Origin of the sequence: Gracilibacillus boraciitolerans JCM 21714 (assembly GCF_000521485.1) — a bacterium.
In the GTDB taxonomy this organism is placed as follows: Bacteria; Bacillota; Bacilli; order Bacillales; family Amphibacillaceae; genus Gracilibacillus; species Gracilibacillus boraciitolerans.
On sequence record NZ_BAVS01000001.1, the window covers coordinates 423,137 to 447,082 of the forward strand.

Annotated in this window: 27 protein-coding genes and 4 pseudogenes; all 31 read right to left on the minus strand. The window is 34.9% G+C overall.

Features of this window, described 5'->3' with window-relative positions; all coding sequences use genetic code 11:
- Positions 1 to 129: 129 nt before the first annotated feature.
- The 31 genes and pseudogenes from frr to flgD all read right to left on the minus strand — a co-directional run bounded on the left by frr (position 130) and on the right by flgD (position 23,942).
- On the minus strand, positions 130 to 687 hold the full coding sequence (gene frr / locus JCM21714_RS02140; RefSeq protein ID WP_035721365.1) for a ribosome recycling factor: 558 nt from the start codon (positions 685 to 687) through the stop codon (positions 130 to 132).
- A complete protein-coding gene (pyrH, locus tag JCM21714_RS02145; protein ID WP_035721367.1) occupies positions 668 to 1,414 on the minus strand; it encodes a UMP kinase in 747 nt (248 codons plus the stop codon). The genes frr and pyrH overlap by 20 nt, the downstream gene beginning before the upstream one ends.
- A 145-nt stretch (positions 1,415 to 1,559) precedes the next feature.
- Positions 1,560 to 2,447, minus strand: a complete 888-nt coding sequence (tsf, locus tag JCM21714_RS02150) for a translation elongation factor Ts (protein WP_035721370.1) — start codon at positions 2,445 to 2,447, stop codon at positions 1,560 to 1,562.
- An 83-nt stretch (positions 2,448 to 2,530) separates the two neighbouring features.
- Positions 2,531 to 3,289 (minus strand): 30S ribosomal protein S2, encoded by a 759-nt coding sequence (gene rpsB, locus JCM21714_RS02155; protein WP_035721373.1) that lies wholly within the window; start codon positions 3,287 to 3,289, stop codon positions 2,531 to 2,533.
- A gap of 156 nt (positions 3,290 to 3,445) precedes the next feature.
- Positions 3,446 to 3,922 (minus strand): DUF6115 domain-containing protein, encoded by a 477-nt coding sequence (locus JCM21714_RS02160; protein WP_035721376.1) that lies wholly within the window; start codon positions 3,920 to 3,922, stop codon positions 3,446 to 3,448.
- Positions 3,923 to 3,933: 11 nt separating this feature from the next.
- Positions 3,934 to 4,239, minus strand: a complete 306-nt coding sequence (locus tag JCM21714_RS02165) for a hypothetical protein (protein WP_035721379.1) — start codon at positions 4,237 to 4,239, stop codon at positions 3,934 to 3,936.
- Positions 4,240 to 4,304: 65 nt separating this feature from the next.
- Positions 4,305 to 4,943 carry a FapA family protein gene (locus JCM21714_RS20760; RefSeq protein WP_369403420.1) on the minus strand — a complete coding sequence of 213 codons (639 nt, stop codon included), beginning with the start codon at positions 4,941 to 4,943 and terminating at the stop codon, positions 4,305 to 4,307.
- Positions 4,900 to 5,685, minus strand: a complete 786-nt coding sequence (locus JCM21714_RS20765; RefSeq protein WP_052000328.1) for a flagellar assembly protein A — start codon at positions 5,683 to 5,685, stop codon at positions 4,900 to 4,902. The genes JCM21714_RS20760 and JCM21714_RS20765 overlap by 44 nt, the downstream gene beginning before the upstream one ends.
- Before the next feature lie 2 nt (positions 5,686 to 5,687).
- Positions 5,688 to 6,473 carry a FliA/WhiG family RNA polymerase sigma factor gene (locus JCM21714_RS02175; RefSeq protein WP_035721382.1) on the minus strand — a complete coding sequence of 262 codons (786 nt, stop codon included), beginning with the start codon at positions 6,471 to 6,473 and terminating at the stop codon, positions 5,688 to 5,690.
- 28 nt (positions 6,474 to 6,501) lie between these two features.
- Positions 6,502 to 6,996 carry a chemotaxis protein CheD gene (locus tag JCM21714_RS02180; protein ID WP_035721385.1) on the minus strand — a complete coding sequence of 165 codons (495 nt, stop codon included), beginning with the start codon at positions 6,994 to 6,996 and terminating at the stop codon, positions 6,502 to 6,504.
- Complete coding sequence (locus JCM21714_RS02185) at positions 6,996 to 7,628, minus strand: chemotaxis protein CheC (RefSeq protein ID WP_035721388.1); 633 nt, start codon at positions 7,626 to 7,628, stop codon at positions 6,996 to 6,998. The genes JCM21714_RS02180 and JCM21714_RS02185 overlap by 1 nt, the downstream gene beginning before the upstream one ends.
- A 3-nt stretch (positions 7,629 to 7,631) precedes the next feature.
- Positions 7,632 to 8,099, minus strand: coding sequence for a chemotaxis protein CheW (locus JCM21714_RS02190; protein WP_035721392.1), 468 nt, complete (start codon positions 8,097 to 8,099; stop codon positions 7,632 to 7,634).
- 10 nt (positions 8,100 to 8,109) lie between these two features.
- Positions 8,110 to 10,149: a chemotaxis protein CheA gene (locus JCM21714_RS02195; RefSeq protein WP_035721394.1), complete on the minus strand. Its 2,040-nt coding sequence runs from the start codon at positions 10,147 to 10,149 to the stop codon at positions 8,110 to 8,112.
- Positions 10,150 to 10,156: 7 nt separating this feature from the next.
- Complete coding sequence (locus JCM21714_RS02200) at positions 10,157 to 11,206, minus strand: protein-glutamate methylesterase/protein-glutamine glutaminase (protein ID WP_035721397.1); 1,050 nt, start codon at positions 11,204 to 11,206, stop codon at positions 10,157 to 10,159.
- Between the two features lie 6 nt (positions 11,207 to 11,212).
- On the minus strand, positions 11,213 to 11,569 hold the full coding sequence (locus tag JCM21714_RS20770) for a MinD/ParA family ATP-binding protein (protein ID WP_235182546.1): 357 nt from the start codon (positions 11,567 to 11,569) through the stop codon (positions 11,213 to 11,215).
- Positions 11,566 to 12,069: an AAA family ATPase gene (locus tag JCM21714_RS20775; RefSeq protein ID WP_235182547.1), complete on the minus strand. Its 504-nt coding sequence runs from the start codon at positions 12,067 to 12,069 to the stop codon at positions 11,566 to 11,568. The genes JCM21714_RS20770 and JCM21714_RS20775 overlap by 4 nt, the downstream gene beginning before the upstream one ends.
- Before the next feature lies 1 nt (position 12,070).
- Positions 12,071 to 13,186, minus strand: a complete 1,116-nt coding sequence (gene flhF, locus JCM21714_RS02210) for a flagellar biosynthesis GTPase FlhF (protein WP_035721400.1) — start codon at positions 13,184 to 13,186, stop codon at positions 12,071 to 12,073.
- Positions 13,183 to 15,220 (minus strand): annotated as a pseudogene (gene flhA, locus JCM21714_RS02215) (flagellar biosynthesis protein FlhA). Before flhA ends, flhF begins: the two are co-directional and overlap by 4 nt.
- Positions 15,221 to 15,314: 94 nt before the next feature.
- Positions 15,315 to 16,399, minus strand: a pseudogene (flhB, locus tag JCM21714_RS02220) (flagellar biosynthesis protein FlhB).
- A complete protein-coding gene (gene fliR / locus JCM21714_RS02225) occupies positions 16,362 to 17,174 on the minus strand; it encodes a flagellar biosynthetic protein FliR (RefSeq protein WP_052000329.1) in 813 nt (270 codons plus the stop codon). Before fliR ends, flhB begins: the two are co-directional and overlap by 38 nt.
- Positions 17,175 to 17,177: 3 nt before the next feature.
- Complete coding sequence (gene fliQ / locus JCM21714_RS02230) at positions 17,178 to 17,447, minus strand: flagellar biosynthesis protein FliQ (protein WP_035721403.1); 270 nt, start codon at positions 17,445 to 17,447, stop codon at positions 17,178 to 17,180.
- 25 nt (positions 17,448 to 17,472) lie between these two features.
- A pseudogene (gene fliP / locus JCM21714_RS02235) lies at positions 17,473 to 18,152 on the minus strand (flagellar type III secretion system pore protein FliP).
- Positions 18,145 to 18,771: a flagellar biosynthetic protein FliO gene (locus JCM21714_RS02240; RefSeq protein WP_052000330.1), complete on the minus strand. Its 627-nt coding sequence runs from the start codon at positions 18,769 to 18,771 to the stop codon at positions 18,145 to 18,147. Before JCM21714_RS02240 ends, fliP begins: the two are co-directional and overlap by 8 nt.
- A gap of 58 nt (positions 18,772 to 18,829) precedes the next feature.
- Positions 18,830 to 19,195: a response regulator gene (locus JCM21714_RS02245; protein ID WP_035721405.1), complete on the minus strand. Its 366-nt coding sequence runs from the start codon at positions 19,193 to 19,195 to the stop codon at positions 18,830 to 18,832.
- 23 nt (positions 19,196 to 19,218) lie between these two features.
- Positions 19,219 to 20,430 carry a flagellar motor switch phosphatase FliY gene (gene fliY / locus JCM21714_RS02250; protein WP_035721407.1) on the minus strand — a complete coding sequence of 404 codons (1,212 nt, stop codon included), beginning with the start codon at positions 20,428 to 20,430 and terminating at the stop codon, positions 19,219 to 19,221.
- A pseudogene (gene fliM, locus JCM21714_RS02255) lies at positions 20,420 to 21,428 on the minus strand (flagellar motor switch protein FliM). The gene fliY and the pseudogene fliM overlap by 11 nt, the downstream one beginning before the upstream one ends.
- Before the next feature lie 27 nt (positions 21,429 to 21,455).
- On the minus strand, positions 21,456 to 21,872 hold the full coding sequence (locus JCM21714_RS02260) for a flagellar basal body-associated FliL family protein (protein WP_035721409.1): 417 nt from the start codon (positions 21,870 to 21,872) through the stop codon (positions 21,456 to 21,458).
- Positions 21,869 to 22,087, minus strand: coding sequence for a flagellar FlbD family protein (locus JCM21714_RS02265; protein WP_035721412.1), 219 nt, complete (start codon positions 22,085 to 22,087; stop codon positions 21,869 to 21,871). The genes JCM21714_RS02260 and JCM21714_RS02265 overlap by 4 nt, the downstream gene beginning before the upstream one ends.
- Positions 22,088 to 22,137: 50 nt before the next feature.
- Positions 22,138 to 23,031 (minus strand): flagellar basal body rod protein FlgG, encoded by an 894-nt coding sequence (flgG, locus tag JCM21714_RS02270; RefSeq protein ID WP_035721414.1) that lies wholly within the window; start codon positions 23,029 to 23,031, stop codon positions 22,138 to 22,140.
- Positions 23,032 to 23,111: 80 nt separating this feature from the next.
- The gene (locus JCM21714_RS02275) at positions 23,112 to 23,474 is read right to left on the minus strand and encodes a TIGR02530 family flagellar biosynthesis protein (protein ID WP_035721417.1); all 363 of its coding nucleotides are present in this window, start codon (positions 23,472 to 23,474) and stop codon (positions 23,112 to 23,114) included.
- Positions 23,475 to 23,486: 12 nt separating this feature from the next.
- Positions 23,487 to 23,942: a flagellar hook assembly protein FlgD gene (flgD, locus tag JCM21714_RS02280; RefSeq protein ID WP_035721420.1), complete on the minus strand. Its 456-nt coding sequence runs from the start codon at positions 23,940 to 23,942 to the stop codon at positions 23,487 to 23,489.
- Positions 23,943 to 23,946: the final 4 nt, after the last annotated feature.

Below are 23,946 nucleotides of genomic sequence, written 5' to 3' on the forward strand. Positions count from 1 at the left end.
TCACAGTGATACTCGCTTAACTGACTTCTCATTTGAATGAAAGTCTTTCTATATCTATCTGATTAAAGTGCAAAAACCCTCTTCTAAAAAGAGGGCTTTAACACTCAAAAAATATTCTGCCTTTTTTGCTTAGACTTCCATGATTTCTTGTTCTTTTTGTTTAGTTAAATCATCAATTTTTTTAATGTTAGCATCTGTTTCATTTTGCACGTCTTCTTGGAACCCTCTTAATTCATCTTCTGTTAGATCGCCATTTTTTTCGTCCTTCTTCAATTGAACATTTATATCACGACGTATATTACGAATTTGGACTTTTGACTCTTCGGCATATTTGCCAACAATTTTCACTAGATCTTTACGGCGTTCTTCAGTTAATGGCGGTATACTGATACGAATAACATTGCCATCATTAGAAGGAGATAATCCTAAATCTGCTTTTTGAATTGCCTTTTCAATATCTTTAACAGATGACTTATCAAACGGCGTAATCACTAATAATCTTGCTTCAGGAACTGAAATAGATGTTAATTGATTTAACGGTGTTAAAGCACCATAATATTCTACTTGTATACTATCTAGTAATGCTGGATTAGCTCTTCCCGCTCTTACGGTAGCTAAGCTTTTTGAATAAGCTTTTACTGCTTGATTCATTTTTGCCTGTGTATCCTTAATTAAAGCTTCTGACATTATGTTTACCCCCCCTTATAATAGTACCAATTTTTTCACCAGTCACTGCTTTTTTAATATTTCCTTCTTCAGAGATGGAGAAAACCAGCAAAGGAATATTATTTTCCATACATAATGAGGATGCGGTTGCGTCCATCACACCTAATCCTTCATTCAATATTTCCAGATAAGATAATTGCTCATATTTTTTAGCGTTTTTATCTAATTTAGGATCGGCTGTGTATACACCATCCACATTATTTTTTGCCATCAGAATAACGTCTGCTTCTATTTCAGCTGCGCGAAGTGCTGCTGTGGTATCTGTTGAGAAATATGGATTTCCTGTTCCTGCTCCGAATATAACCACTCGTTTCTTTTCTAAATGGCGGATTGCTTTACGGCGAATATATGGTTCTGCAACTTGCCGCATCTCGATGGAAGTCTGTACTCTTGTCGGAATTCCAACATTTTCAAGACTATCTTGTAAAGCTAAGGAATTCATTACGGTTGCAAGCATGCCCATATAATCAGCATTCGCACGATCCATACCCATTTCACTGCCTACTTTACCTCGCCAAATATTGCCACCACCAACAACAACTGCGACTTCTACTCCTAATTCAACAATATCTTTCACTTGTTTAGCAACAGATTGGATGATTGATGGTTCAAGGCCAAAACCTTGTTCACCACTCAATGCTTCTCCACTCAATTTCAATACAATTCTTCTGTAGTTAGCAGTAGCCATAATTACCTCCATATATGTATATATTATAAAATAAATTCACTTTAGATGCCAATGATATTGATAACGATAATTTTAATTAAAATTAACATTGTTGTGAATGGATTGTCAAAGAAAAGGGACACCAAGTGCCCCTTTTAAATTCCATTTATTTTTTATTTACTTGACTCATAACTTCTTCTGCAAAGTTATCTTCGCGCTTTTCAATTCCTTCTCCCACTTCATAACGAGCAAATGAGCTTATCGTTGCATTATGGCTTTTAACGATTTGTTTTACTTTTTGATCAGGATCTTTAACAAAGCTTTGATCTAATAAACATATTTCTTCAAAATATTTATTTAAGCGGCCTTCTACCATTTTCTCAACAATATTTTCTGGCTTACCTTCGTTTAATGCTTGTGTTTTAAGTACTTCACGTTCATTTTCAATATCTTCTGCTGAAACTGCATCACGGGATATATGTTTTGGATTTACTGCAGCGATATGCATAGCAATATCTTTGGCTATTTGCTCATTTGTTGTTCCTTCAAGTACAGTTACAACACCAATATTACCACCCATATGGATATATGCTCCAAATGCATCTGCATCTGTTTTACTAAATAGTGAAAAACGGCGTAAAGATAATTTCTCTCCTATTTTAGCAATAATGCTATGAATATATTGTTCTAATGATTCACCATTACCATTCAGAGGTTGTTGCAATGCTTCTTCAACAGTTGCTGGCTTTTCTGATAATATATGTTTTGCAAGCTCTTGTAATAAGTTTTTAAATTGATCATTTTTTGTAACGAAGTCTGTTTCACAGTTAACTTCAATAAGTACTGCATCATTACCGTTTACTTCTGCATAAGCAGAACCTTCTGCAGCAATACGATCTGCTTTCTTCGCTGCTTTAGAGATACCTTTTTCACGTAAATAATCAATTGCTTCATCAATGTTACCATCAGTTTCTTGAAGTGCTTTTTTACAGTCCATCATACCAGCACCAGTTTTTTCTCTTAGTTCTTTTACTAATTTAGCTGTAATTGCCATTAGCAATTCCTCCTTAAATAGATATCGGATCTTTCTGAAAAAAAGGCGATAAAAGGTCTCCCTCTTATCACCAACACCTTTAATTATTCTTCTACAGATTCAACTTTTGCTTCTTCTGCAGCTTCTACTTGCTCTTGCTCAGCAGCTTCTTCTGTTACTTCCCCTTGTTTTACTTCTAAAATAGCATCAGCCATTTTTCCAGTAAGAAGTTTCACAGCACGAATTGCATCATCATTAGCTGGAATCACATAATCTATTTCATCTGGATCACAGTTAGTATCGACAATACCTACGATCGGAATATTTAACTTATGTGCTTCAGCAACAGCGATACGTTCTTTTCTTGGATCAATAATGAATAAAGCATCTGGTACTCGATTCATATCTTTAATACCGCCTAAAAATTTCAATAAGCGATCTTTTTCTTTAAGAAGACCGACTACTTCTTTTTTTGGTAATACTTCAAAAGTTCCGTCTTCTTCCATTTTTTCAATATCTTTCAAACGATTAATACGTTTACGAATCGTACCAAAGTTTGTTAAAGTTCCACCTAACCAACGCTGATTCACAAAATACATTCCAGAGCGAATCGCTTCGTCTTTCACTGATTCTTGTGCTTGTTTTTTTGTTCCTACAAATAAAACTGTTCCATCATTTTCAGCGATCTCTTTCACAAAGTTATACGCTTCTTCCACTTTTTTAACTGTTTTCTGTAAATCGATAATGTAAATACCGTTTCGTTCCGTGAAGATGTATTTCTTCATTTTTGGATTCCAACGGCGTGTTTGATGTCCAAAATGAACACCAGCTTCAAGTAGTTGTTTCATTGAAATAACTGCCATGACTAATTTCCTCCTATATTTTGGTTTTTTTCTCCTCCATTTGTTTCATATGATACAAGGACTATATAATTAGCACCACTTATATCCTCCACAAACGTGTGTATTTAACACCAAAGATTAATATACCATATTAAAAATGCGCAATCAAGAAATAATTCACTTTTTTTGTTGAAATTTTAACAATAACTCAACCTCTGTTTTACCTTTATCCAACTTTTTGGCTATTTCATCAATGGTATAACCCTTATCATGCAAATGAAGAATTGTTGCCGTTGTCGAATTTTCGACTGTATCCTTTTCCATACCTATTGTTGAAATAGGCTGATATTCTGGCTCTTGTTGTGGTTGCTGAAGTGGAGGGCTCACAGATTTTGTATATTCTTTTTTGTGATTATCGGTCTCCTCATTATTTGCTTCGGTTGAATCTATTCTTTCAAATTGTTGCATGAAACGATCATTCTCTTCTTTTAATTCCACCAGGTAAATTGCAAGAGTATCCTCAACATTTCTCACTTGCTGATTAACGTTATCTTCAACTGTAGTTAATTCGTCTTGTCTATTTTTCAGTTGTCGAATTATGATAAATGTAATGACATGAATCATAAAACTAATAAATAATAATATATATAGCATAGTCAACCTTCTTATCTACTTAAATCCACTTTATTACCTAAATATGGATGTTTATGATGGTGTTCTTGTTGTTTTGTTTCTTGTTTTACATTATGTGAATCATGATTGTTTACTTCTTTATTTTTTTGATCGTTTTTTAGCTGTTCGCTTGCTTCTTGTTCTAAAACTTTTTTTCTTTTGTTAAGCTCTTCTTTTACTAATGACTCCGCTAACTGATTTTGATCAATCCTGCCTTGTTGTTGCATTTGCTCTTGAATTTTACCAGCATCTTGCGTTCTCGGTATAGCGATTTGCAGTTCTACTGCTTTCCAACTCATATGGATAACCTCCTATAGTCAATAGCAGTTCTTCATAGTAAGTCTTAATTATTATAACAGCATAATTAAAGAGATTGAATCGTTACTTCTTTATCTTCCAAATAAGCTTGAAAATATTTATGCTCTTGTTGCAGAATACGCTTGTATTTACCAAAAATCAATACTACATTTTCGTGTGCTTTACCTTTAACAATCAGCTTCATCTCCTGCATGTTGCCAATTTCAAATTGCAGCTCTGACAGTTCTTCATTTATTAACGATAATTGTTGACTCATCTTTTCAAACATATTGCGTTGTTTTAGTAACATGATACGTTCGGTTGCCATCAGTACTCCAACTGCATCTTTCTTTTGCTGAAGCTGATCACCTAGTATCCGTAACTTCTGTCTGCTTTCTTTAACTTCTTTTTGTTTCTTTTTTAGAGCGCTTACACGATCAACGACTTTTTTACTTACTCCAAAAGCTAATTCGGTTTTCGAATTTGCCTTATTTCCAAGTTCTTTTACTTCAATAACTCTTCCTGCAGAACTGCTTCCACCAATAATATTTCCATTGTTACATCGTATATCACCTTGTGCCACACATGTGGAATGCATAATCGATTTCTTTACTTTAATATCATTTCCTGCTGATAATTGAGCCTGATTAATATAATAAGATTCAATATTTTGTCCCCGCTTTAATGATTGCTTTGTCCATACCAGCTACACCTTCACTGATAAAGATGTTGCCTCCTGCATCTATATAAGAAGCCTCTACAATACCATAAACGATAACATCGCCTTTAGCAATTACTTTAAATCCTGTGGGAATATTTCCTCGTATAGTTACTGAGCCATTAAAATCAATATTCCCTGTTTTTAGTGATAGATCACCAGGTATTTCATATAATGGAAAAACATTGAGGATATGATCGCCAATAGATAATTGCCCATTAGTGCTTGCAATATAGGTTTGGTCCTTTTCGTTAAACGTAACATTTTTACCGGCTCTGCATTTAAACGGTTTGCCTTTTTTTTGTTTGATTGGCTGATTAAAAATATCTATTCCAGGCTCACCGTCAGTTGGGGGGGGAATCAATTGAGCTAAAAGATCATTCGCTTCTACCATGGGTATTTTAGTCACATCTCTAAAATTAGTTTTTTCTTCTTCACTTAATTCATTTTCAGTTGATTGTTTAACGATAAGTGAGCCATGCTTGCCATTCTCTGGTTTTTTTCCTTGTGCAATCACAAATTGATAATTATCTATTAATTTTTGCTGCCAGCCCGATGAATGCATATCGATAATTCCATAGAGGAGATTGTATTCTTCTATTAATAAGTTAATTTCTTCAATGCTGATATTTTCCGCTTGTTCTTCGTTGACAAGAAATAAAGTTGCTGTTAACTGATCTTCATCTATTTTAAGATCTATTTTTTCTTTTATCTCTTCTAACGCACTCATGACTATGCCCCCCCACCTATACTATTATATTTTTGGTATGACTGACGAACCTTAATAATAGCTTGCTTATGAATTTGTGAGATTCTAGATGTGGTTAAGCTTAATATTTTTCCGATTTCCGTAAACGTAAGATCTTTTTCATAAAACAGACTGACTACCAATTGTTCGTTTTCATTTAGTTTCTTTATGCATTTCGCTAATACCTGATAGCTTTCTTTCTGCACAACATTTTCCTCAGGTAAGGGTTCACGATCATCTGGTATAAATTGACCTATGCCTTCTTTTACATCTTCTGAACTGCTTTTATTCTTTTCCTCCATAGATAAAAGATTAGCAAAAAAACTATCTTTCAACGTCTCTTCAACTTCTTGAGCAGTTAAACCCAAGTGTGTAGCAATGTCTTCTGATAATATTTCGCGCTGCATTGACTGTTGTAATTCTTCAATGGCATGATCAATTCTTTTTACTTTATCTCTTGTAGTTCTAGGTAACCAATCTTCTTTCCGTAATCCATCGATAATAGCTCCTTTAATTCGAAAAGAAGCGTATGTATCAAATTTTAAATCCCGACTTGGATCAAATTTTAATATTGCATCGTATAGTCCAATTAATCCTAAACTTCTTATATCATCTTTATGTACACTTTTTGGAAGATTAATAGTAATCCGCTGGACATGGTATTGAACAAGATACATATAGTTTTCAATTAATGCGTTAGTGTTGTCCTCACTTTTGTTGCTAAACCAATTCTTCCACAAATAATCTTCTAACGTTGTATCTTTGACCATCGAATCACCTCAGTCCGAGTTTTTTTATCTATATTTGACAGACGCCACTATTTACTGTCCTTATTTCCAACATTCCTGTCTCAATATTAAATTCAATTGTTCTCCCTTTATTACCACGTACATCTTCTGCAATAAGCGGAATTCGATATTCTGCTAGTTTTGCTTTAACAGCTTCTACATTCCTATCACCAATTTTTAGTAAATTATTATCGGATTGAAATGAAAACATATGCGCTCCGCCTGCTATTTTAGCTTTTAACTTGCTTTTATAAGCACCTTCCATAACTAGCTGCTCTACTAACATGTCTATCGCGGTATCCGCATATTTCATCCGATTAATTAGATTTTTATTTGATGCAGTTGAATCTGGCAACATTACGTGTGCAAGTCCTGCAACTTTATTATGATCGAAAATTACAACACCGACACATGAACCCAAACCGGATGTTTTTAACGTAAATGGTGCTTTGGTTACTTTTAGATCAGCAATTCCAACTTTTACAACAGTTGCTGTCAGCATCATTAATCTTCGACCCCCCCTAGCGCTCTAAAAATTTTATCAAAAGAATTGGGATCCGGTAATAAAAAGAAATGACCTTTCACTGTCTCCTTAGTTTGATCATTCTCCTCTATCATAGTATCTATGATGATTGCATAGTCACTTTCCTGAGAGATTTCAACAAGTCCCTGCATTAAGATAGCTGCTGCCATATCAATCGTTAAATTTGGCACGGTTGGTTGTAAATTAATCGATGTGAAATCAGACAAGGCTGATAAATAAGAGCCTGATAAAATATTACCTATTTCTGATATCGCCGAAATAGCAAGTTCGTTATCTTCTAAATTTTCAGCAGAAGTGCCAATTAATTGTTCTACTAATGAGTGGGCTTCCTCAGGTGTTAAAACAAAGAACATACTGCCAGGGGGGGCTTCACCTTGTATCCGTAAAAACACACTAACAATTACTTGATCGGGCCCGCCAACGTACTCCATTAGATCATTAAAATCAACAATTTTAATAGCAGGAATCAACATATCTATTTTTTTGTTTAACAATCTTGATAAAGCTGTTGCAGCATTTCCTGCCCCCCCGATATTACCTATTTCTTTCAATATATCTAAATGTTGTTGAGATAAATTTTCCATGCTGACCATCGCTTAACCTTCTATTCCTTTTGCTGTGATAGATTCCTGAGAAAGTACTCTATCCAATTGCAAAAGCATGATTAATCGTTTACCAACCTTTGCTACACCTGCAATATAATCAACATCGACCGTTCCAATCACTTCTGGTGCGGGTTCAATTGATTCTTCTGGAATATCTAACACATCATAAGCGGCATCCACAATAAAACCAACATCATATTTCTCCAAATTAATAATAATAATTCTTGTACTGTCTGTTGGATCAATTCTTGGCATATTAAAACGTGATCTTAAATCAATAATAGGCGTTATAACACCACGAAGATTAAGAACCCCCCCATTGACAAATGACGCCGTCTGTGGAACACGAGTAATATGCTGCATCCGCTCTATTGCACCGACAACCTCAACTGGTATGGCGTATTCTTCTTTATTCAATTCAATTATAATTGACTTATGATTACTCATTACTTCCTCCATATTAATCCTCCTAGTTAATTAGTGTATTCGTATCAACTATTAAGGCAACTTGCCCATCTCCTAAAATGGTAGCACCAGATATCGCAAATACATTTCCTAAGTAATCTCCAAGTGACTTCAATACTATTTCCTGTTGACCAATAAATGAATCTACCACTAGTCCCGCCATTTTATCACCTTTACGGATAATAACGATCGAGTAAAATTCATCATTTTGTTGATCGGAAGGAACTTCAAAAACTTGTTTCAAATCTATCAGCGGAACAACTTTCCCTCTAAAATCAATGACTTTCTTATTATGTGCATTCAATATTTCTGACTTATTTATAATAGCCGTTTCGATTATAGAAGATAAAGGCACTGCATATTTCTCTTTTTCTACTTCTACTAATAGAACAGAAATAATTGATAATGTCAGTGGTAGCTGAATAGAGAATAAAGATCCTTTGCCTTCTTTTGATTCAATGGTAATCGTTCCTCCCAAAGATTCAATCGTGTTTTTCACTACATCAAGGCCAACTCCACGACCAGATATATCACTGATTTTATCAGCAGTAGAGAAACCACTGGACATGATTAACTGATTCACTTTTTTATCTGTCAATTGTGTTGCTTCCTCTTCGCTAATGACACGATTAGAAATCGCTTTACTAATAACTTTTTCACGATTAATCCCTGCACCATCATCAGATATTTCAATAAACACATGGTTACCACTATGATATGCCTTTAATAATAAACGGCCTACTTCATCTTTTCCGTTTGTTTTACGTATTTCTGGTGTCTCTACCCCATGATCTAATGCATTACGAATCAAGTGTACTAATGGATCTCCAATTTCGTCTATAACTGTACGGTCTAACTCCGTTTCAGCTCCCACAATTTCAAGGTTGATTTTTTTGTTGAGATCTTTTGATAATTGGCGTACCATTCTAGGAAAACGATTAAAAACTTGTTCTACCGGCACCATACGCATATTTAGAATAATGTTTTGTAAATCCCCCCCAGATATCCTCGACATTCTTTCTACTGTTTCTTGAAGTTCAGCATTTTTTAAATTACCTGAAATTTGTTCTAATCGACCTCTATCAATTACCAATTCTTCAAATAAATTCATTAATCCATCTAAACGGTCAATGTTTACACGAATTGTTTTCCCACCGACGGCTTTCGTTGTCTTACTCTTATTTTCACCTTGTTTTGTCTGTTGATTGTTATCTGCTTGCTCATTGTTATTTTCTGCTTGAGAATCTAAATCTTTTTGCTCGATTTTTTGTTCAAATACGGAGGCAGTAACCTCTTCAATTTCTGATACTTTTAATATTTTCTGTTTTACTTCCTCTGGAGTATCCTTCGTTACCAACAACACATGAAATTCTAACTCGAAGTTTTCTTCCTCTAGCTCTTGTACACTTGGATCAGCTTTTATCACCTCACCGATTTGTTCCAATACTTCAAATACCATGTACACACGAGCAGCTTTTAATAAACAGTTTTGATTCAATTTGACTTTCACTTCTAAATTATTAAAGCCATTCTCATCAGATTGATCTAAAACTGCTAGTTCAAATTGATCTAATTGACCGAAATGTATAGCATTTGAATTAGTTGAATTCAGGTTTTGGGATGTAGCTGTTGCAGATTGTTTGTTTGATTTAATAGGTTCTTCCTTGTCTTCAATTGCTTGTAAGGCTTTAACAAGATCTCCCACATCAGAAAAACCATTTCCACCATCAGCTATGTCTAAAACCATACCTTCTAGCTGATCTACCGCTTGAAATATGACATCAATAATGTCTGAGTTGATTTTCAACTGATCATTTCTTACTGCATCAAGTACATTCTCCATTTTATGGGTCAAATTAGCTAAATCTTTAAAGCCCATAGTTGCAGACATACCTTTTAGAGTATGGGCCGAACGGAATATTTCCCCCCCAATTGTTGCCATATTTTCTGGTTCGTTTTCCAGCACCAATATTTGATTATTCAATGATTGGATATGTTCTTTACTTTCTTCGATAAACATTTCAAGATACTCACTATTTTCCATAATTACTTCACCTCTTCTTAGGTATTTTCTGTACTAACACTTGACTAATATGTTCTAGATCTTCTACATAATCTACTAAACTAGTTTTTTCTGCTGCTTGTGGCATTCCATAAACTACACAGGTATCTTTTGACTGAGTAATTGAAATTGTTTTTGGATGCTCTTTTTTCAATAGAATGAGTCCTTTTGCACCATCACTACCCATTCCTGTTAACAAAACAGAAAGCGGATGACAGTTGGGAATTTTAGAAATAGATTCAAATAAGACATCTACAGAAGGCTGGTGTCCATTTACAGGCTGTTCTTCCCGTAGTTCCGCTTTTAATTGATTATGTATCTCTTTCACTCGAAAATGACAACCACCACGGGCTATATAAACATGTCCTGGCTTAATTATGTCACCATTTTCTACTTCTTTAACGGAAAGTTCTGAAAGTCTATCCAGACGCTCAGCAAATGATTTTGTAAATCCTTTTGGCATGTGCTGTACAATTACTATTGGCGCTTGAAAATTTCCAGGCAAAGTTGTAATGACTTGCTGTAAAGCGCGCGGTCCTCCGGTTGAAGATCCAATAGCTACAATTGGTCTATCACTACGGATCGGTTTATAATGAATTACCTTTAGATTTGAAATTGGCTTTAACTTCAATCTAAAATTAGCTTGGGCAGCATGTTCTGTTTTTTTAATTATCTCTTCTTCGATATCCTTAATATTTAGTGAGATCGAACCTGATGGCTTCGCTATAAAATCCACTGCACCTAAAGCCATTGCTTCCATTGTTTTATCGGCACCTGATTTTGTTAAACTTGATAACATAACTACTGGAGTGGGTATCTCCTTCATGATAAACTCTAAAGTTGAAATCCCATCCATTATTGGCATTTCCACATCCAGGGTGATGACATCAGGTTTCAATATTTTTATTTTTTCTAATGCGTCTTTACCATTTTTCGCAGTATTTGCTACCTCTAAATAAGATGAAGAATTGATAATATCTGAAATCATTTTTCGCATAAAAGCTGAATCATCAACAACTAAAACTTTTTTTTTACTCATAGATTTCTACCTCTCTGTTATTAATCTTTTTAGTCTGTTTAGAAATCCCGAATTTATCTTCTTTTTTGATAATTCACCTAAAAATTGCTTTGTTATTTGTTCCATGGCAACAGAAGCCTTTGATTTTGGTTTATGCAGGATAAAAGGGTGCTGAGCTATCACCGCTTCGACAACAGCAGAATCATCAGGTATTGTTCCAAGGGGGGGTCTAATATCATGTTTTAAAAATCGTTTGACTGTAAGAACCATGCGATTCATCGTATCAATTCCCTGTTTTTCATTTCTTGAACGATTAATAATTAAATGAATATCAACTGGATGTTGTAATAAAATATGCTTAACCATCGAATAAGCATCTGTCATGGATGTAGCTCCGGTGTTGTCACAAGCATACATTCATCAACTGCCAAAATATAATGAATCGTCTCTCGTGTAACCCCTGCACCCATGTCGAAAATAATATAATCATATTTCGTAAGTAATAGTTCTAATTGCTCAATAAAGAAATTTACTCTTTCTTCGTCTAAATAAAATATGTGATCCTGACCACTTCCACCTGCTATATAAGAAAGAGAGTTTGGTCCTGATTCTATAATATCATAAATCGATAAATTATTCTCAAACATATTTATAATTGAATATCTAGAAGATTTACCTAATAATATGTCAATATTACCCATACCTATGTCCAAATCAAATAATAGAACTTTTTTTCCTTCATTTGCAAGTGCTAACGAAAAGTTAAGAGCAATATTAGATTTACCTACTCCTCCTTTCCCACTTACTATTGCAATTGTTTTCGCATGATATTGACTATTTAATCCTGTTATTTTTTGTCTTAATCTTGCTGCTTGATCGGACATATTATTCATCACCAACAACTAATTTCGCAATTTGTTCAATGGATACTTTCTCAATATCATCAGGTACATTCTGACCATTCGTAATATATGCGACACCTATATTGTGTTTTAAACACAAATTTAATACAGGGCCATATGTCTTAGTTTCGTCTTTTTTCGTAAAGATAAGCTGTTTAATCGGGATATTGTAAAACCTTTGATAAATATCTTCCAAATCACTACTTCTGGTCGTTAATGATAAGACTAGAAACGTATCCACTTCCTGATTTAAATCTACAATTTTTCCTAATTCATTAATATATTTTTCATCCCTGAAATTCCTGCCGGCAGTATCTACTAACACGTAATCAAAATCTTTAAATTTTTCTTTTGCTTTTTGATAATCATCTAAATTGTATGCAATCTCAATAGGTACATCCAGAATTTTAGAATAGGTTTTCAGTTGTTCAATAGCAGCTATCCGGTATGTATCAGTTGTAATAAAAGCAACTTTCTTTTGCTGATTTAACACACAATCTGCAGCCAATTTGGCAATAGTTGTAGTCTTCCCTACTCCTGTAGGACCAACCAGGTGAATAAATTTTTTATCAAAGACTTCACCACCAAATATTCCTTTATTTGACAACCGGTGTTTAAGCTCAAACAACACCTGACTCCATACCTGATTCTCTTCTAGGTCTTCTTGCTTTACTCTCTGCTGTATCGCTTCAATAATGTTATAGGCAATTTCCTGATCTATTTCCTGTTGTAACATTTTATCGTACACCTGTTGGAAGGAAGATGAAAATTCTGTTTGCTGATTTGTTTGCTTTTGCATCCACTTTTTCATTTCTCTAATTTCCTGAAGGACATCTTCCTGATTTGTTTTAGCATTTTTTTGGGTTATCTCAACAGGCTGAGTAGTTGTCGTTTTTAAAGGTGTAGATTTTTTCTTCGGCAGTTGTGTTTGGTCAATGGCAGCCAGTACCTCTATTTTTCTCTTTTTAAATAACCCTAAGAACCCACCTTCATGTATCACTTTGGAATTTAATATGACGGCATCTGCCCCCCCTAACTCTTTACGAACTACTTGCATAACCTCTGGCATTGTAGTTCCTTTAAACTTTTTTACTTTCATGCTACCTTCACCATCCCGATGCTTTGAATTTCTGCAGTTGGTTCTATCTCATTGTAGGATAAGACAATCACTTGTGGATAAAAGCGATCTAATAATTGTTTAAAGTACATTCTAATTGTAGGTGAACATAAAATAACAGGTGTTTCCTCTTGTAAGCTAATGTTCTCTACATTTTCAGATACGGATTGAATCACCTTTTGCTGGGTATCCGGATCCATTGCTAAATAGCTGCCATGCTCTGTCTGTTGAATATGTTCTGAAATTAATTTTTCGACTTCACCTGACACCGTAATTACTTTTAATTGTTGTCTTCCCTGAACAATATCATTTGTAATTTGGGCAGATAAGGATTGTCTTACATATTCGGTTAAAAGATCAGTATCTGTTGTCATTTTGGCAAAGTCAGCTAACGTTTCAAATATGACTGGCAAGTTTTTTATGGAAACCTGTTCCCTAAGTAATTTTGCAAATACTTTCTGTACATCACCTACGCTTAATGGTTCTGGAGTTACTTCTTCCGCTAATATAGGGTTACTTTCTTTCAAATGATCTATTAATTGCTGTGTTTCCTGGCGCCCGATCAGTTGATGGGCAAATCGCTTAATTAATTCTGTTATGTGTGTAGAGACAACAGAAGGTGGATCAACTACAGTATAACCAGACATTTCTGCGTCATCTTTTGTTTCTTCCGTAATCCATTTAGCAGGTAATCCAAAGGCTGGTTCTATTGTATCGATTCCTTCGAGCTCATCATCTTCAATTCCAGGACTCATGGCTAAGTAGTGATCTAAAAGTAGTTCACCTCTTGCGACTTCATTACCTTTAATTTTTAATCGATACTCATTAGGATTCAGTTGAATATTATCTCGAATTCGTACTACAGGAATGACTAATCCTAATTCAATGGCAAGCTGTCGTCTGATCATCACCACACGATCAAGTAAATCGCCACCTTGATTAGAATCTGCTAATGGAATTAAACCATAACCAAACTCAAATTCAATGGGATCCATATTGATGAGCCCGACAACATTTTCTGGCGATTTCATTGCTTCTGATTCTGATTCATCGACTTCTTCTGGTGTAGTTGATTCTTCCAATTTCGTTTTTCTTGATAACAAATATGCACTACCTACTAATACTAAGGCAATCGAAGTCGTTAAGAAAAAGTTGATTGGCGTTAACCCTAAGAAAAAGATCGTTCCTCCTGCTATATACAATAATGTTGGATATCGAAATAATTGTTTTGTAACTTCAGCACTCAGATTACCTTCTGAGGCAACTCGTGTTACAACGATCCCTGTTGCTGTCGCAATCAGCAAGGCTGGGATTTGACTTACTAATCCATCCCCCCCCACTGTTAGTCGCATATAGATATCTATTGCTTCATTAAAGCTTAATCCTAACTGTGCCACACCAATAATAAGACCAAATGTAATATTAATAAGGACAATGATAATACCTGCTATCGCATCTCCTTTTACAAACTTGCTTGCCCCATCCATCGCACCATAAAAGTCTGCTTCATGTTCGATTTTTTCCCGTCTTTCTTTGGCTTGATGTTCATTAATCATACCAGCGTTCAAATCAGCATCAATACTCATTTGTTTACCTGGCATTGCATCTAGTGTAAAACGCGCAGCAACTTCCGAAACCCGCTCACTACCTTTCGTGATAACGAGAAATTGGATGATCACTAGGATGATGAAAACAACAAAACCTACTAAAGGATTATCACCTATTACAAATGTACCGAATGTCTCAACAACACCACCAGCGTCCCCCTTCAGAGAGGATAGATCGAGTAGTAGAAACGTTTAGACCTAATCGAAACAATGTTAAAAGCAGCAATAATGATGGAAACACGGAAAATTGCAAGGTATCTGTCGTATTCATTGCCACCAAAATAACAATTAATGCTAGAGATATGTTAATTAATATTAAAATACTTAACAGCCATCCTGGAAGAGGAATAACCAACATAATAATAATTGATATAACCCCAAATAATACAGAAAAATCTCTAGCTTTCATTCACTTACAACTCCTTTAGGTAAAACTCGGCTTCCTGTTTCTTTAAGGAAGGTTAAGGTATTACGTCAATGTCAATAGCTCAGGTAAATATTAATTATATCTTCTTTTGTATCCTGTATACATAGGCCAATATCTCGGCGACTGCCTTAAAATAATCTTCACTAATCACTTGACCAATTGACACTTGATCATATAATGCTCTTGCCAAAGGTCGATTTTCTACCATTACGATTTTATGATGTTTGGCTATATCTTTGATTCGCATCGCAACAAAATCAACACCTTTTGCAACAACATATGGCGCATCTGCTTTATTTTCATCATATTTGATGGCAATCGCATAATGTGTAGGGTTGGTAATCACAACATCTGCATTAGGAATTTCACTCATCATTCGCTGCATCGCCATTTGCCGCTGTTTCTCTTTAATTTTTGATTTTATGAGGGGGATCGCCCTCAATATTTTTATATTCATCTTTAACATCGTTTTTTGACATTTTATTTTGTTTTTCAAAATCGTATCTCTGATAGGTATAATCAATTACAGAAATAATCAATAAGCCAATGCTAGCGGCTATGCCCATTTGAATTGTCATCTGGCCAAAAAAAGCTAACGAGCTGTTCACTTCCTTATCTACTAACATCATGATTTCGTCGCGGTTTATCCAAATAATTGAAAAAGTAATGATTCCCACAACGGTAATTTTCAATAAAGATTTCACTAATTCTACAAGTGCTCTGACTGAAAAAATTCTTTTAGCCCCCTTGAATTGGATCGATCTTATTTAATTTCATTTTCAATGGTTCTGCAGTAAATAAAAAACCAATTTGCAGAAAATTCGATGCTATTCCAGCTACGATAGCGATTAACATGATAGGCGCCACTGCAATACTGATCTGTGACAAAAAATCTAAAAGCATTCGAAATATCTCTTCTTGTGTTACTTCATGATGAATATATTCCGTGAAGGTTTTACTATACATGCTTGTCATAGTGTCTTTTAAAAGACCACCTGTTATTAACAAAATAATAAATACAAAAAATAATAAAATAGCAGTATTAACATCTTGACTTTTAGCGACTTGTCCTTTTTTTCTGACATCCTGTCTTTTCTTTGGGGGGGTTGCCTTTTCGGTTTTTTCACCGGCGAAATATTGTAAATCTAACCTTACTTTCATTTGTTAAGCCCCCTCCGAACATTTGTATCAGACTTTGCATCGTTTCTAGCGTAAATTGAAAAAGTTTTTGAACAATCATCATATAAAAAGTCACAAACATAAATAACACAGCAAATGCAACTAATATTTTAAGTGGAAGACCAACAACAAAGACGTTAAGCTGTGGTACAGTTCTGGCAATAATCCCTAAAGCAACATCAACTAAAAATAAACAACCAACAATAGGTAACGATAATTGAAATGCCATCAGGAACATTTTACTAAAAGTTTGTAAGATCAAATCAATAGTATCAAATTGAATGAGCTGATCGAGCGGAATCTCTTCAAAGCTATATAGCAGTCCATTTATCAATAAATGATGTCCATCAACTGTCAACAGAAACAGGATAGCGATCGTATAAAAATATTGACCAATTAGTGGACTTTGAGCACCTGTCTGTGGATCTACCACATTAGCGATCGCAAAACCCATTTGAAAGTCAATAAACCCACCTGCGATCTGGATAGCACTTAAAATCAAGTAGGCAATAAGTCCAAGCAGCAAACCGATTGTTACTTCTTTCATAATCAGTAATAAGTACATACCATCAAAAGCTAATTCAGGAACCTCTAAGGTATAGAACATAATCCAGGCGATAAATACACCCATGCCAATTTTTAAATGTGTTGGTATATTTCGATAGGAGAATATTGGAACTGTTGCAAAAAATGCTAAAACACGAACTAAAATTAATATAAATGCAGGAAAACGATTAATATCTATTAATTCAAACATAGCTTATCTCACAAACTGATTTAAATTTTGAAATAAATTGGCAGTGAATTCAACCATCGTCGATAACATTCCAGGTCCAAATACTAATATTCCTAACAATACAGCAACAATTTTTGGAATAAATGCCAGCGTTTGTTCCTGAATTTGGGTAGTAGCTTGAAAGATACTAACAAGCAAACCAACTACCAATGCAAGTATTAAGATTGGACCGGTTACTAATAAGATTGTAAAAATCCCTTGTTCTGCTAATGAAATAACAAACTCTCCACTCACCTAAAAACTCCTCTCTACTCTTCCCTCACAATGGCAGAAACCCATCTAGTAATGATTGAGTAATCATATACCATCCGTCAACAAGAACAAATAATAAAATTTTAAATGGTAATGAAATCATTACTGGGGGGGTAGCATCATCATACCCATTGACATTAAAACACTCGCAACAGCCATATCAATTACAAGAAAGGGGGGGACGAAGATCATGAATCCCATTTGAAAAGCTGTTTTCAACTCACTGATTGCAAACGCAGGTACTAAAGTAGTGAGAGGAATATCCTGGATCGTTTCAGGTCGATCGATCTCTGCATAATTCATAAACAACGCTAAGTCTTTTTCTCGAGTATGTTTGGACATAAACTCTTTGATCGGTAAACTCGCATTTTCATATGCCTCTTCTAATGTAAGTTCTTCTTCAAATAACGGTTGTAACGCTTGTTCATTTACTTCCTGAAAGGTTGGAGCCATGATAAAAAAAGTCATAAAAAGGGCTAAACCAATTAACACTTGATTTGGTGGCATCTGTTGGGTTGCTAATGATGTTCTGACAAATGATAAGACAATTAAAATTCTTGTAAAACTTGTCATTAATATTAATATACTAGGAGCCAATGAGAGGACTGTTAATAGTAATAACAACCGAACAGAAGTCGATATACTTTCGGCATCTGAACCTGAAAATACATCAATAAGACTAATCATCATGTTTTTTTCTCTCTTTCAGCTTTTGGTATATTTTTTGTCTTCCTTCTTTCATTGTATAAAGCTCCTTATTAAACATCTCTTCAAAATTTTGTTTATGAGTAACTTTTGACTCTTGGGAAGTTTTCATAAATCTTTCTTTCCATTTACCCACTACATCTGGTGGATTTTCCTCTTGTTGTACAAGTTGTTCAATGGTGTGATCATCGGTAATTTCCATTAATAGTTCAATATTATCTGCTACACTAACAACGAAAAAACGATCACCTATTTTAATGGTTTGTATCGACTTGTTAGAACCTACAGTGATTCCGCCATAATTTTCAATTACCCTGTGGCTTTTGAAAAAACCGTTTTTTTTCTGTAAAAGTTTAGATATAAAGAAAATGAGTGCAATAACAATAGCTAGTGCAAAAAAGAGTTTCAAGAAACTAAATAGTAGGTTTGGTGAACTAACCTTCGTTACTTCACCAATATTTTCTTCCGTTGTTTCGTCTTCGGTATCCTGTTGATTTTCTTTTTGATTTTCTTTTTGATTTTCTTTTTGATCTTCAGATGGATTGTTAAACATATCATTTACCATGGCATGTGTCTCAGCTGTAGAAATATCTGATACCATAAAGATCCCTGTAATGACTATTATAAAAATAAATTTACGGTGAATCCTAACCACCTCATTAACCTATAACTTTTGAAATTGCTTCAATTACTCGATCTGCTTGGAATGGCTTTACAATAAAATCTTTTGCTCCAGCTTGAATCGCATCAATAACCATTGCTTGCTGCCCCCCCATTGCTGAGCACATAATAACTTTTGCCTCTTTATCAATACTTTGAATTTCTTTTAATGCTGCGATACCATCCATTTCAGGCATCGTAATATCCATTGTCACTAAGTCTGGTTGCAGCTCTTTATATTTTTCAACGGCATCTTGTCCGTCTTGTGCTTCTCCAACTACCTCATACCCATTCTTAGATAAAATATCCTTAATCATCATTCTCATAAATGCTGCATCATCTACTATTAATACTCGTTTAGTCATATCATTTCATCCTTCCAGCTTATCTATTTTAATTGTTTTAATCTATCTTCTTTACTTACAATATCTGTCACTCTGACGCCAAAGTTCTCATCGATTACCACCACTTCCCCCTTAGCAATTAATCGCTGGTTCACTAAAATATCGACAGGTTCACCTGCTAATTTATCTAACTCAATAATAGAACCTGATGATAATTCCAAGATCTCTTTTACAGTTCTTTTCGTTCTTCCAAGTTCTACTGTTACCTGTAACGGAATATCCATCAATAAATCTAAATTTCGACGTTCATTTTCCTGTAAGGAAACTTCTTCAAAATTAGAGAAGGAAGCTGCTTGAACTTCTGCATTTGAGCCTCCCACATAACTGCCAAGTTGTCTTGGTTGATGTGGCTCAGCAGTTGATGATGGATTCGAATCACTTGATTGCTGGCTCGATTGTTGTGATTTTTGATGATTATCTGACACACTAGTATGATCAATCGGACCAGGACTACTATCCTCTATCACAGTGGTTGAATTGCTGGCTTCACTAGTATCATCGGAGGAATTTAAGAGTTGATCAACCAGATCTTTAGCAAATGTAATCGGAAGTAATTGCATGATTTTCGAATCAATCAACGTTCCGATTTTTAAATGAAAGGATACTTTAACCAATACATCATCTTCCGCTGTTAAAGATTTTGTTTCTTCTGCTGTCACATCCATTACTGAAGTTATGGGAGGCGAAATATCAACCCTTTTATTAAAGACTGTTGACATGCTTGTTGCTGCAGTGCCCATCATTTGATTCATTGCTTCTTGAACAGCACTCAAATGAATGTCAGTTAGTTCATTCGTTTCCGGAGCACCCGCACCACCTAACATTAAATCAGCAATAATCGCAGCATCCTTAGCCTCTAATATAAATAGATTTGCACCAGTAAAACCTTCCGTATACTTTACTTCCACACCTACATATGGAGCTGGAAATTCTTCTTTAAGTTCACCTTTTTGAACAACACTAATAGTAGGAGTCGTGATCTCTACTTTTTGGTTTAAAATAGTAGATAATGTTGTAGCAGAACTACCAAATGAAATATTACCTATTTCTCCTAATGCATCTTCTTCAATTGAAGATAAATATTCATCTTTGGAAGCTTCAACATTCGCCGAATCCTCTTCAAAGTCTTCCGTATCATTAGAACCATTTAGCAGTGCATCTATTTCATCTTGGGATAACATTCCATCATTCATCATCTTCATCCCCCCCTCCCTTGATTTCCTCTATTACTTGAACCGCTAATTTTTGTTTTTGCTTTCCTGCCTGAACATAAAATTTCGGTTCTTGATCTACCATCAATGATAATGGCATATCTATTCCTTTATTAAGCATGATGGTATCTCCACGACCTAAGAAAAGAAATTCCTCTAACGTAATAGATGTTTCACCTAGAATAACCGATAAATCTATGCTAGTTTGTTTGATATTTCTAGCTAATGATTGATATTCTTCAGGTTTTCGTTCTTTTGTATTTTCATTTTGCATCCAGTAATGTACAGACAGCTTTGGAATAATAGGTTCTAATACCACATGTGGAATACAGATATTTATCATACCGCTACTATCCCCCCCGATCGTTGTATCTAATGAGACAACAACTACTGTTTCATTTGGAGACACTAATTGTAAAAATTGTGGATTCACTTCAAAATCCTCTAATATTGGATCAATTTCTGTAACGGAACCCCCATGCTTCCTGAAGATTATCTAATCCCTGTTCGAATAATTGGGAAAGTAAGGTAGTCTCTATTTCTGTAAGACTGTCAATCTTGTTTAGACTACCTCCTTTTCCGCCAAGCATGCGATCTAACATCGCATATGCAATATTAGGATTAAATTCAAATATTATTCTTCCATCTAACGGTTCTACACTATAAACGTTTAAGATCGTTTTGGTTGGAATTGATCTAATAAATTCCTCATATGGTATTTGATCCACTGAAGCAACTGAAATATGTACATATGTCCTCAATTGTGCTGAAAAATAGGTTGATAACAATCTTGCAAAATTATCGTGAATCCTCGAAATACTTCTAATCTGGTCTTTAGAGAATCTTAACGCTCGTTTAAAATCATAAACTTTTACTTTCTTTTCTTTTTCTTCTTCTTTTAATTGATTGGCATCCATTTCACCAGAGGATAATGCTGATAATAGGGCGTCAATTTCATTTTGCGATAGAACTTCATCTGCCATTTCTCCACCTCCATCCAGGTGTTTAATCTACTGAATCACTTTACTTGTTATTAACACTTCCACGATTTTTCCTTCTGTCATCTTCTGATTCATGGCCTCTTTCATGTTACTTTCTATCGTTGTTAAGTTTTCTTGAAAGTCTGTTGAAGAAAGAGTTGCGGATTGTTTTAGGAATATATTTTTCACTTCAAATTCACGTTTTTCAATTTCCGCTAAGGCATCTTTACTATTAGTTATGAATTGAAATTGGATAAGGACAAAGTTACCATCGTTTAAATCTGTTCTGATTTCTTCCGTTGTATAGGAATATTCGACCATTTCATCTAACGTCATTGCCTTACTATCATTAGTTGAATTATTTAGCAGGAAATAAAGAATAACAGCACCTGCTATCGTAATAACTAATAAGATAATCACAAGGATTTTTATAATTTTTGGATTCATTTAGTTTGATCACCTACTTCTCGCTGTACTTGATGAAGGCCAATCTCTTTATAAAATTGGATAACCATCTCTTTTACTTCTTCCTCTGTATCTTTGACAAACAATTTCTTTTGGTTGGTAAGTGTGATCGTTGTGTCTGGAAATGATTCAATGCGTTCGATGTAAATGGCATTCACAGTTATACGATCATTATTAATTTTCGTCAATGTAATCATAGTTTGAGAGGATTAAGGGATTAAACCTTAATCCTCTGCCCCCCCCTTTTTTATCGTTTTAAGTTCACTAACTCTTGTAAAATCTCATCGGAAGTAGTGATGATCCGAGTATTCGCCTGGAACCCACGCTGAGCCGTAATCATCTCAGTGAACTCTTCTGATAAGTCAACATTAGACATTTCTAAAGCACCAGCGACAATGGAAGCTGTACCATTGCCTTCGGGAGCATAAATATCTTCTAATCCATTAATTGCATCTCCATCATCTGTAAATACACCATCATTTACTGAAGAACGATACATGTTACTTCCTACTTTTTCTAAACCACCAGGATTGGAAAATTTGGCTAACATAATTTGACCAGCTGCCTGTGTTTCTCCATTTTCATCTACATAATTAACTACTCCATTACCCTGAACACTGAAACTTTGTGCCGATTCAGGAATTCTTATTCTAGAAGCTCCTGCAACAGCATTATCATTCTGTGCCAAACCATTTTGTCCTATTAAATATTGACCATTTGCATTTACTACATAATTATTATCATCTAAGTATAAATTACCAGCCCGTGAAAATAAGAGTTCCGTATTTGCAAAGTCCACTACACCAGCGTCTTGTGCTATTCCAGAACCGAACACAAACATTCCATCTCCCTCCAATTGAAGGTCTAATGGTCTTGAGGTTGTTTGTCGATTCCCTTGTGTATGAATATTGTCAATCGAACCTAGTTGTGCACCTGTTCCAACTTGAGCCGGATTAATACCACCACGAATATTTGTTGGTGCACTTGCGCCTGCTACTTGTTGACTCATCATATCTTGGAACATGGCACGTCCCTTTTTGAAACCAGCTGTATTTACATTTGCAATGTTATTACCTATTACGTCTAACTTCGTTTGAAATGCTTTCATACCTGAAATACCTGCATACATTGATCTTAACATATTGTTATGCTCCTTTTTTTGTTTGAATATATGTCGCTTCTGTCGGTCCACGACTTTAAGCTTCTCTAGTAGAGTCCAGCTTAATCAATAATGATCGTTCCATTTATATTTGTGAATATCTTACTTTGTAATTCAGACTTGTCCATCGCTGTAATCACGGTATTTTTTTGGGCATTGATGATAAATGCTGCCTGATCCGTAATCACCAAGGATTCTTTCACACCTTTTTGTTTTGCTTCTTGAAGTTTAGTTTCAATTGCCTGCCATTTTTGTTCACTAACGTCGATGTTTCTTGACATCATTCGCTGTTTTGCATGCTTGCTAATTTGCAATGGATAGTGCTGACCTAATATTTCTTTAAATGACGTTTCTACATTTTTTTGTCTGTGATTCTGTTGAGTTGGAAGAATATTTGGATGTATGGCATGAATTCGATGATCCATTGTCTCCCTCCTCTATTCGGTTGGACTTTCTTGTTTGATTCTTAGAACTTCATCGGTATAAATTTTTACATCATTTGCTAGTTCAAGTACAGCATATCCTTCTTGCTGAGAAATGGCCTGTACCTGACCTGTTACAACTTCTTTTGGTACTGCTATTTCACCAGTTTCCTTATCAATTCGGTAATGTTCGACTTCTTTACCAATTAGATGACTGTACTGAATCACAGGTGAAACGGTTTGATTTTTGACTAATGTATCAATTGATTTGGACATTTGCATCATTTGTTCTAATGAAGAAAATGTTGCCATCTGTGAAATAAATTCCTTATCCTCCATCGGGTTCAATGGATCCTGATTTTGTAATTGTGTCATAAGAATTTTCATAAATTCATCTTTACCTAAATTAGTACTGGGTTCTCTTGATTTAGGTTGACTGGCCAGATAATAGCTTGGATCAATCGTAGTCATCTTT

Excerpts from the sequence above, each read along its gene's own strand:
- JCM21714_RS02260 (WP_035721409.1), bottom strand. The coding sequence starts at position 21,872 with ATGAATCCAAAAATTATAAAAATCCTTGTGATTATCTTATTAGTTATT.
- fliY (WP_035721407.1), bottom strand. The coding sequence starts at position 20,430 with ATGATGAATGATGGAATGTTATCCCAAGATGAAATAGATGCACTGCTA.
- fliR (WP_052000329.1), bottom strand. The coding sequence starts at position 17,174 with ATGTTTGAATTAATAGATATTAATCGTTTTCCTGCATTTATATTAATT.
- JCM21714_RS02200 (WP_035721397.1), bottom strand. The coding sequence starts at position 11,206 with ATGAGTAAAAAAAAAGTTTTAGTTGTTGATGATTCAGCTTTTATGCGA.
- pyrH (WP_035721367.1), bottom strand. The coding sequence starts at position 1,414 with ATGGCTACTGCTAACTACAGAAGAATTGTATTGAAATTGAGTGGAGAA.
- JCM21714_RS02240 (WP_052000330.1), bottom strand. The coding sequence starts at position 18,771 with ATGGTATCAGATATTTCTACAGCTGAGACACATGCCATGGTAAATGAT.
- JCM21714_RS02265 (WP_035721412.1), bottom strand. The coding sequence starts at position 22,087 with ATGATTACATTGACGAAAATTAATAATGATCGTATAACTGTGAATGCC.
- JCM21714_RS02245 (WP_035721405.1), bottom strand. The coding sequence starts at position 19,195 with ATGACTAAACGAGTATTAATAGTAGATGATGCAGCATTTATGAGAATG.
- flhF (WP_035721400.1), bottom strand. The coding sequence starts at position 13,186 with ATGAAAGTAAAAAAGTTTAAAGGAACTACAATGCCAGAGGTTATGCAA.
- JCM21714_RS02180 (WP_035721385.1), bottom strand. The coding sequence starts at position 6,996 with ATGATGCTGACAGCAACTGTTGTAAAAGTTGGAATTGCTGATCTAAAA.
- JCM21714_RS02185 (WP_035721388.1), bottom strand. The coding sequence starts at position 7,628 with ATGGTCAGCATGGAAAATTTATCTCAACAACATTTAGATATATTGAAA.
- frr (WP_035721365.1), bottom strand. The coding sequence starts at position 687 with ATGTCAGAAGCTTTAATTAAGGATACACAGGCAAAAATGAATCAAGCA.
- JCM21714_RS02175 (WP_035721382.1), bottom strand. The coding sequence starts at position 6,473 with ATGGTCAAAGATACAACGTTAGAAGATTATTTGTGGAAGAATTGGTTT.
- JCM21714_RS20775 (WP_235182547.1), bottom strand. The coding sequence starts at position 12,069 with ATGTCCGATCAAGCAGCAAGATTAAGACAAAAAATAACAGGATTAAAT.
- JCM21714_RS20770 (WP_235182546.1), bottom strand. The coding sequence starts at position 11,569 with ATGACAGATGCTTATTCGATGGTTAAGCATATTTTATTACAACATCCA.
- flgG (WP_035721414.1), bottom strand. The coding sequence starts at position 23,031 with ATGTTAAGATCAATGTATGCAGGTATTTCAGGTATGAAAGCATTTCAA.
- JCM21714_RS02275 (WP_035721417.1), bottom strand. The coding sequence starts at position 23,474 with ATGGATCATCGAATTCATGCCATACATCCAAATATTCTTCCAACTCAA.
- rpsB (WP_035721373.1), bottom strand. The coding sequence starts at position 3,289 with ATGGCAGTTATTTCAATGAAACAACTACTTGAAGCTGGTGTTCATTTT.
- tsf (WP_035721370.1), bottom strand. The coding sequence starts at position 2,447 with ATGGCAATTACAGCTAAATTAGTAAAAGAACTAAGAGAAAAAACTGGT.
- JCM21714_RS02160 (WP_035721376.1), bottom strand. The coding sequence starts at position 3,922 with ATGCTATATATATTATTATTTATTAGTTTTATGATTCATGTCATTACA.
- JCM21714_RS02195 (WP_035721394.1), bottom strand. The coding sequence starts at position 10,149 with ATGGAAAATAGTGAGTATCTTGAAATGTTTATCGAAGAAAGTAAAGAA.
- flgD (WP_035721420.1), bottom strand. The coding sequence starts at position 23,942 with ATGACTACGATTGATCCAAGCTATTATCTGGCCAGTCAACCTAAATCA.
- JCM21714_RS02165 (WP_035721379.1), bottom strand. The coding sequence starts at position 4,239 with ATGAGTTGGAAAGCAGTAGAACTGCAAATCGCTATACCGAGAACGCAA.
- JCM21714_RS20765 (WP_052000328.1), bottom strand. The coding sequence starts at position 5,685 with ATGAGTGCGTTAGAAGAGATAAAAGAAAAAATAGATCTTAAAATAGAT.
- JCM21714_RS02190 (WP_035721392.1), bottom strand. The coding sequence starts at position 8,099 with ATGGAGGAAGTAATGAGTAATCATAAGTCAATTATAATTGAATTGAAT.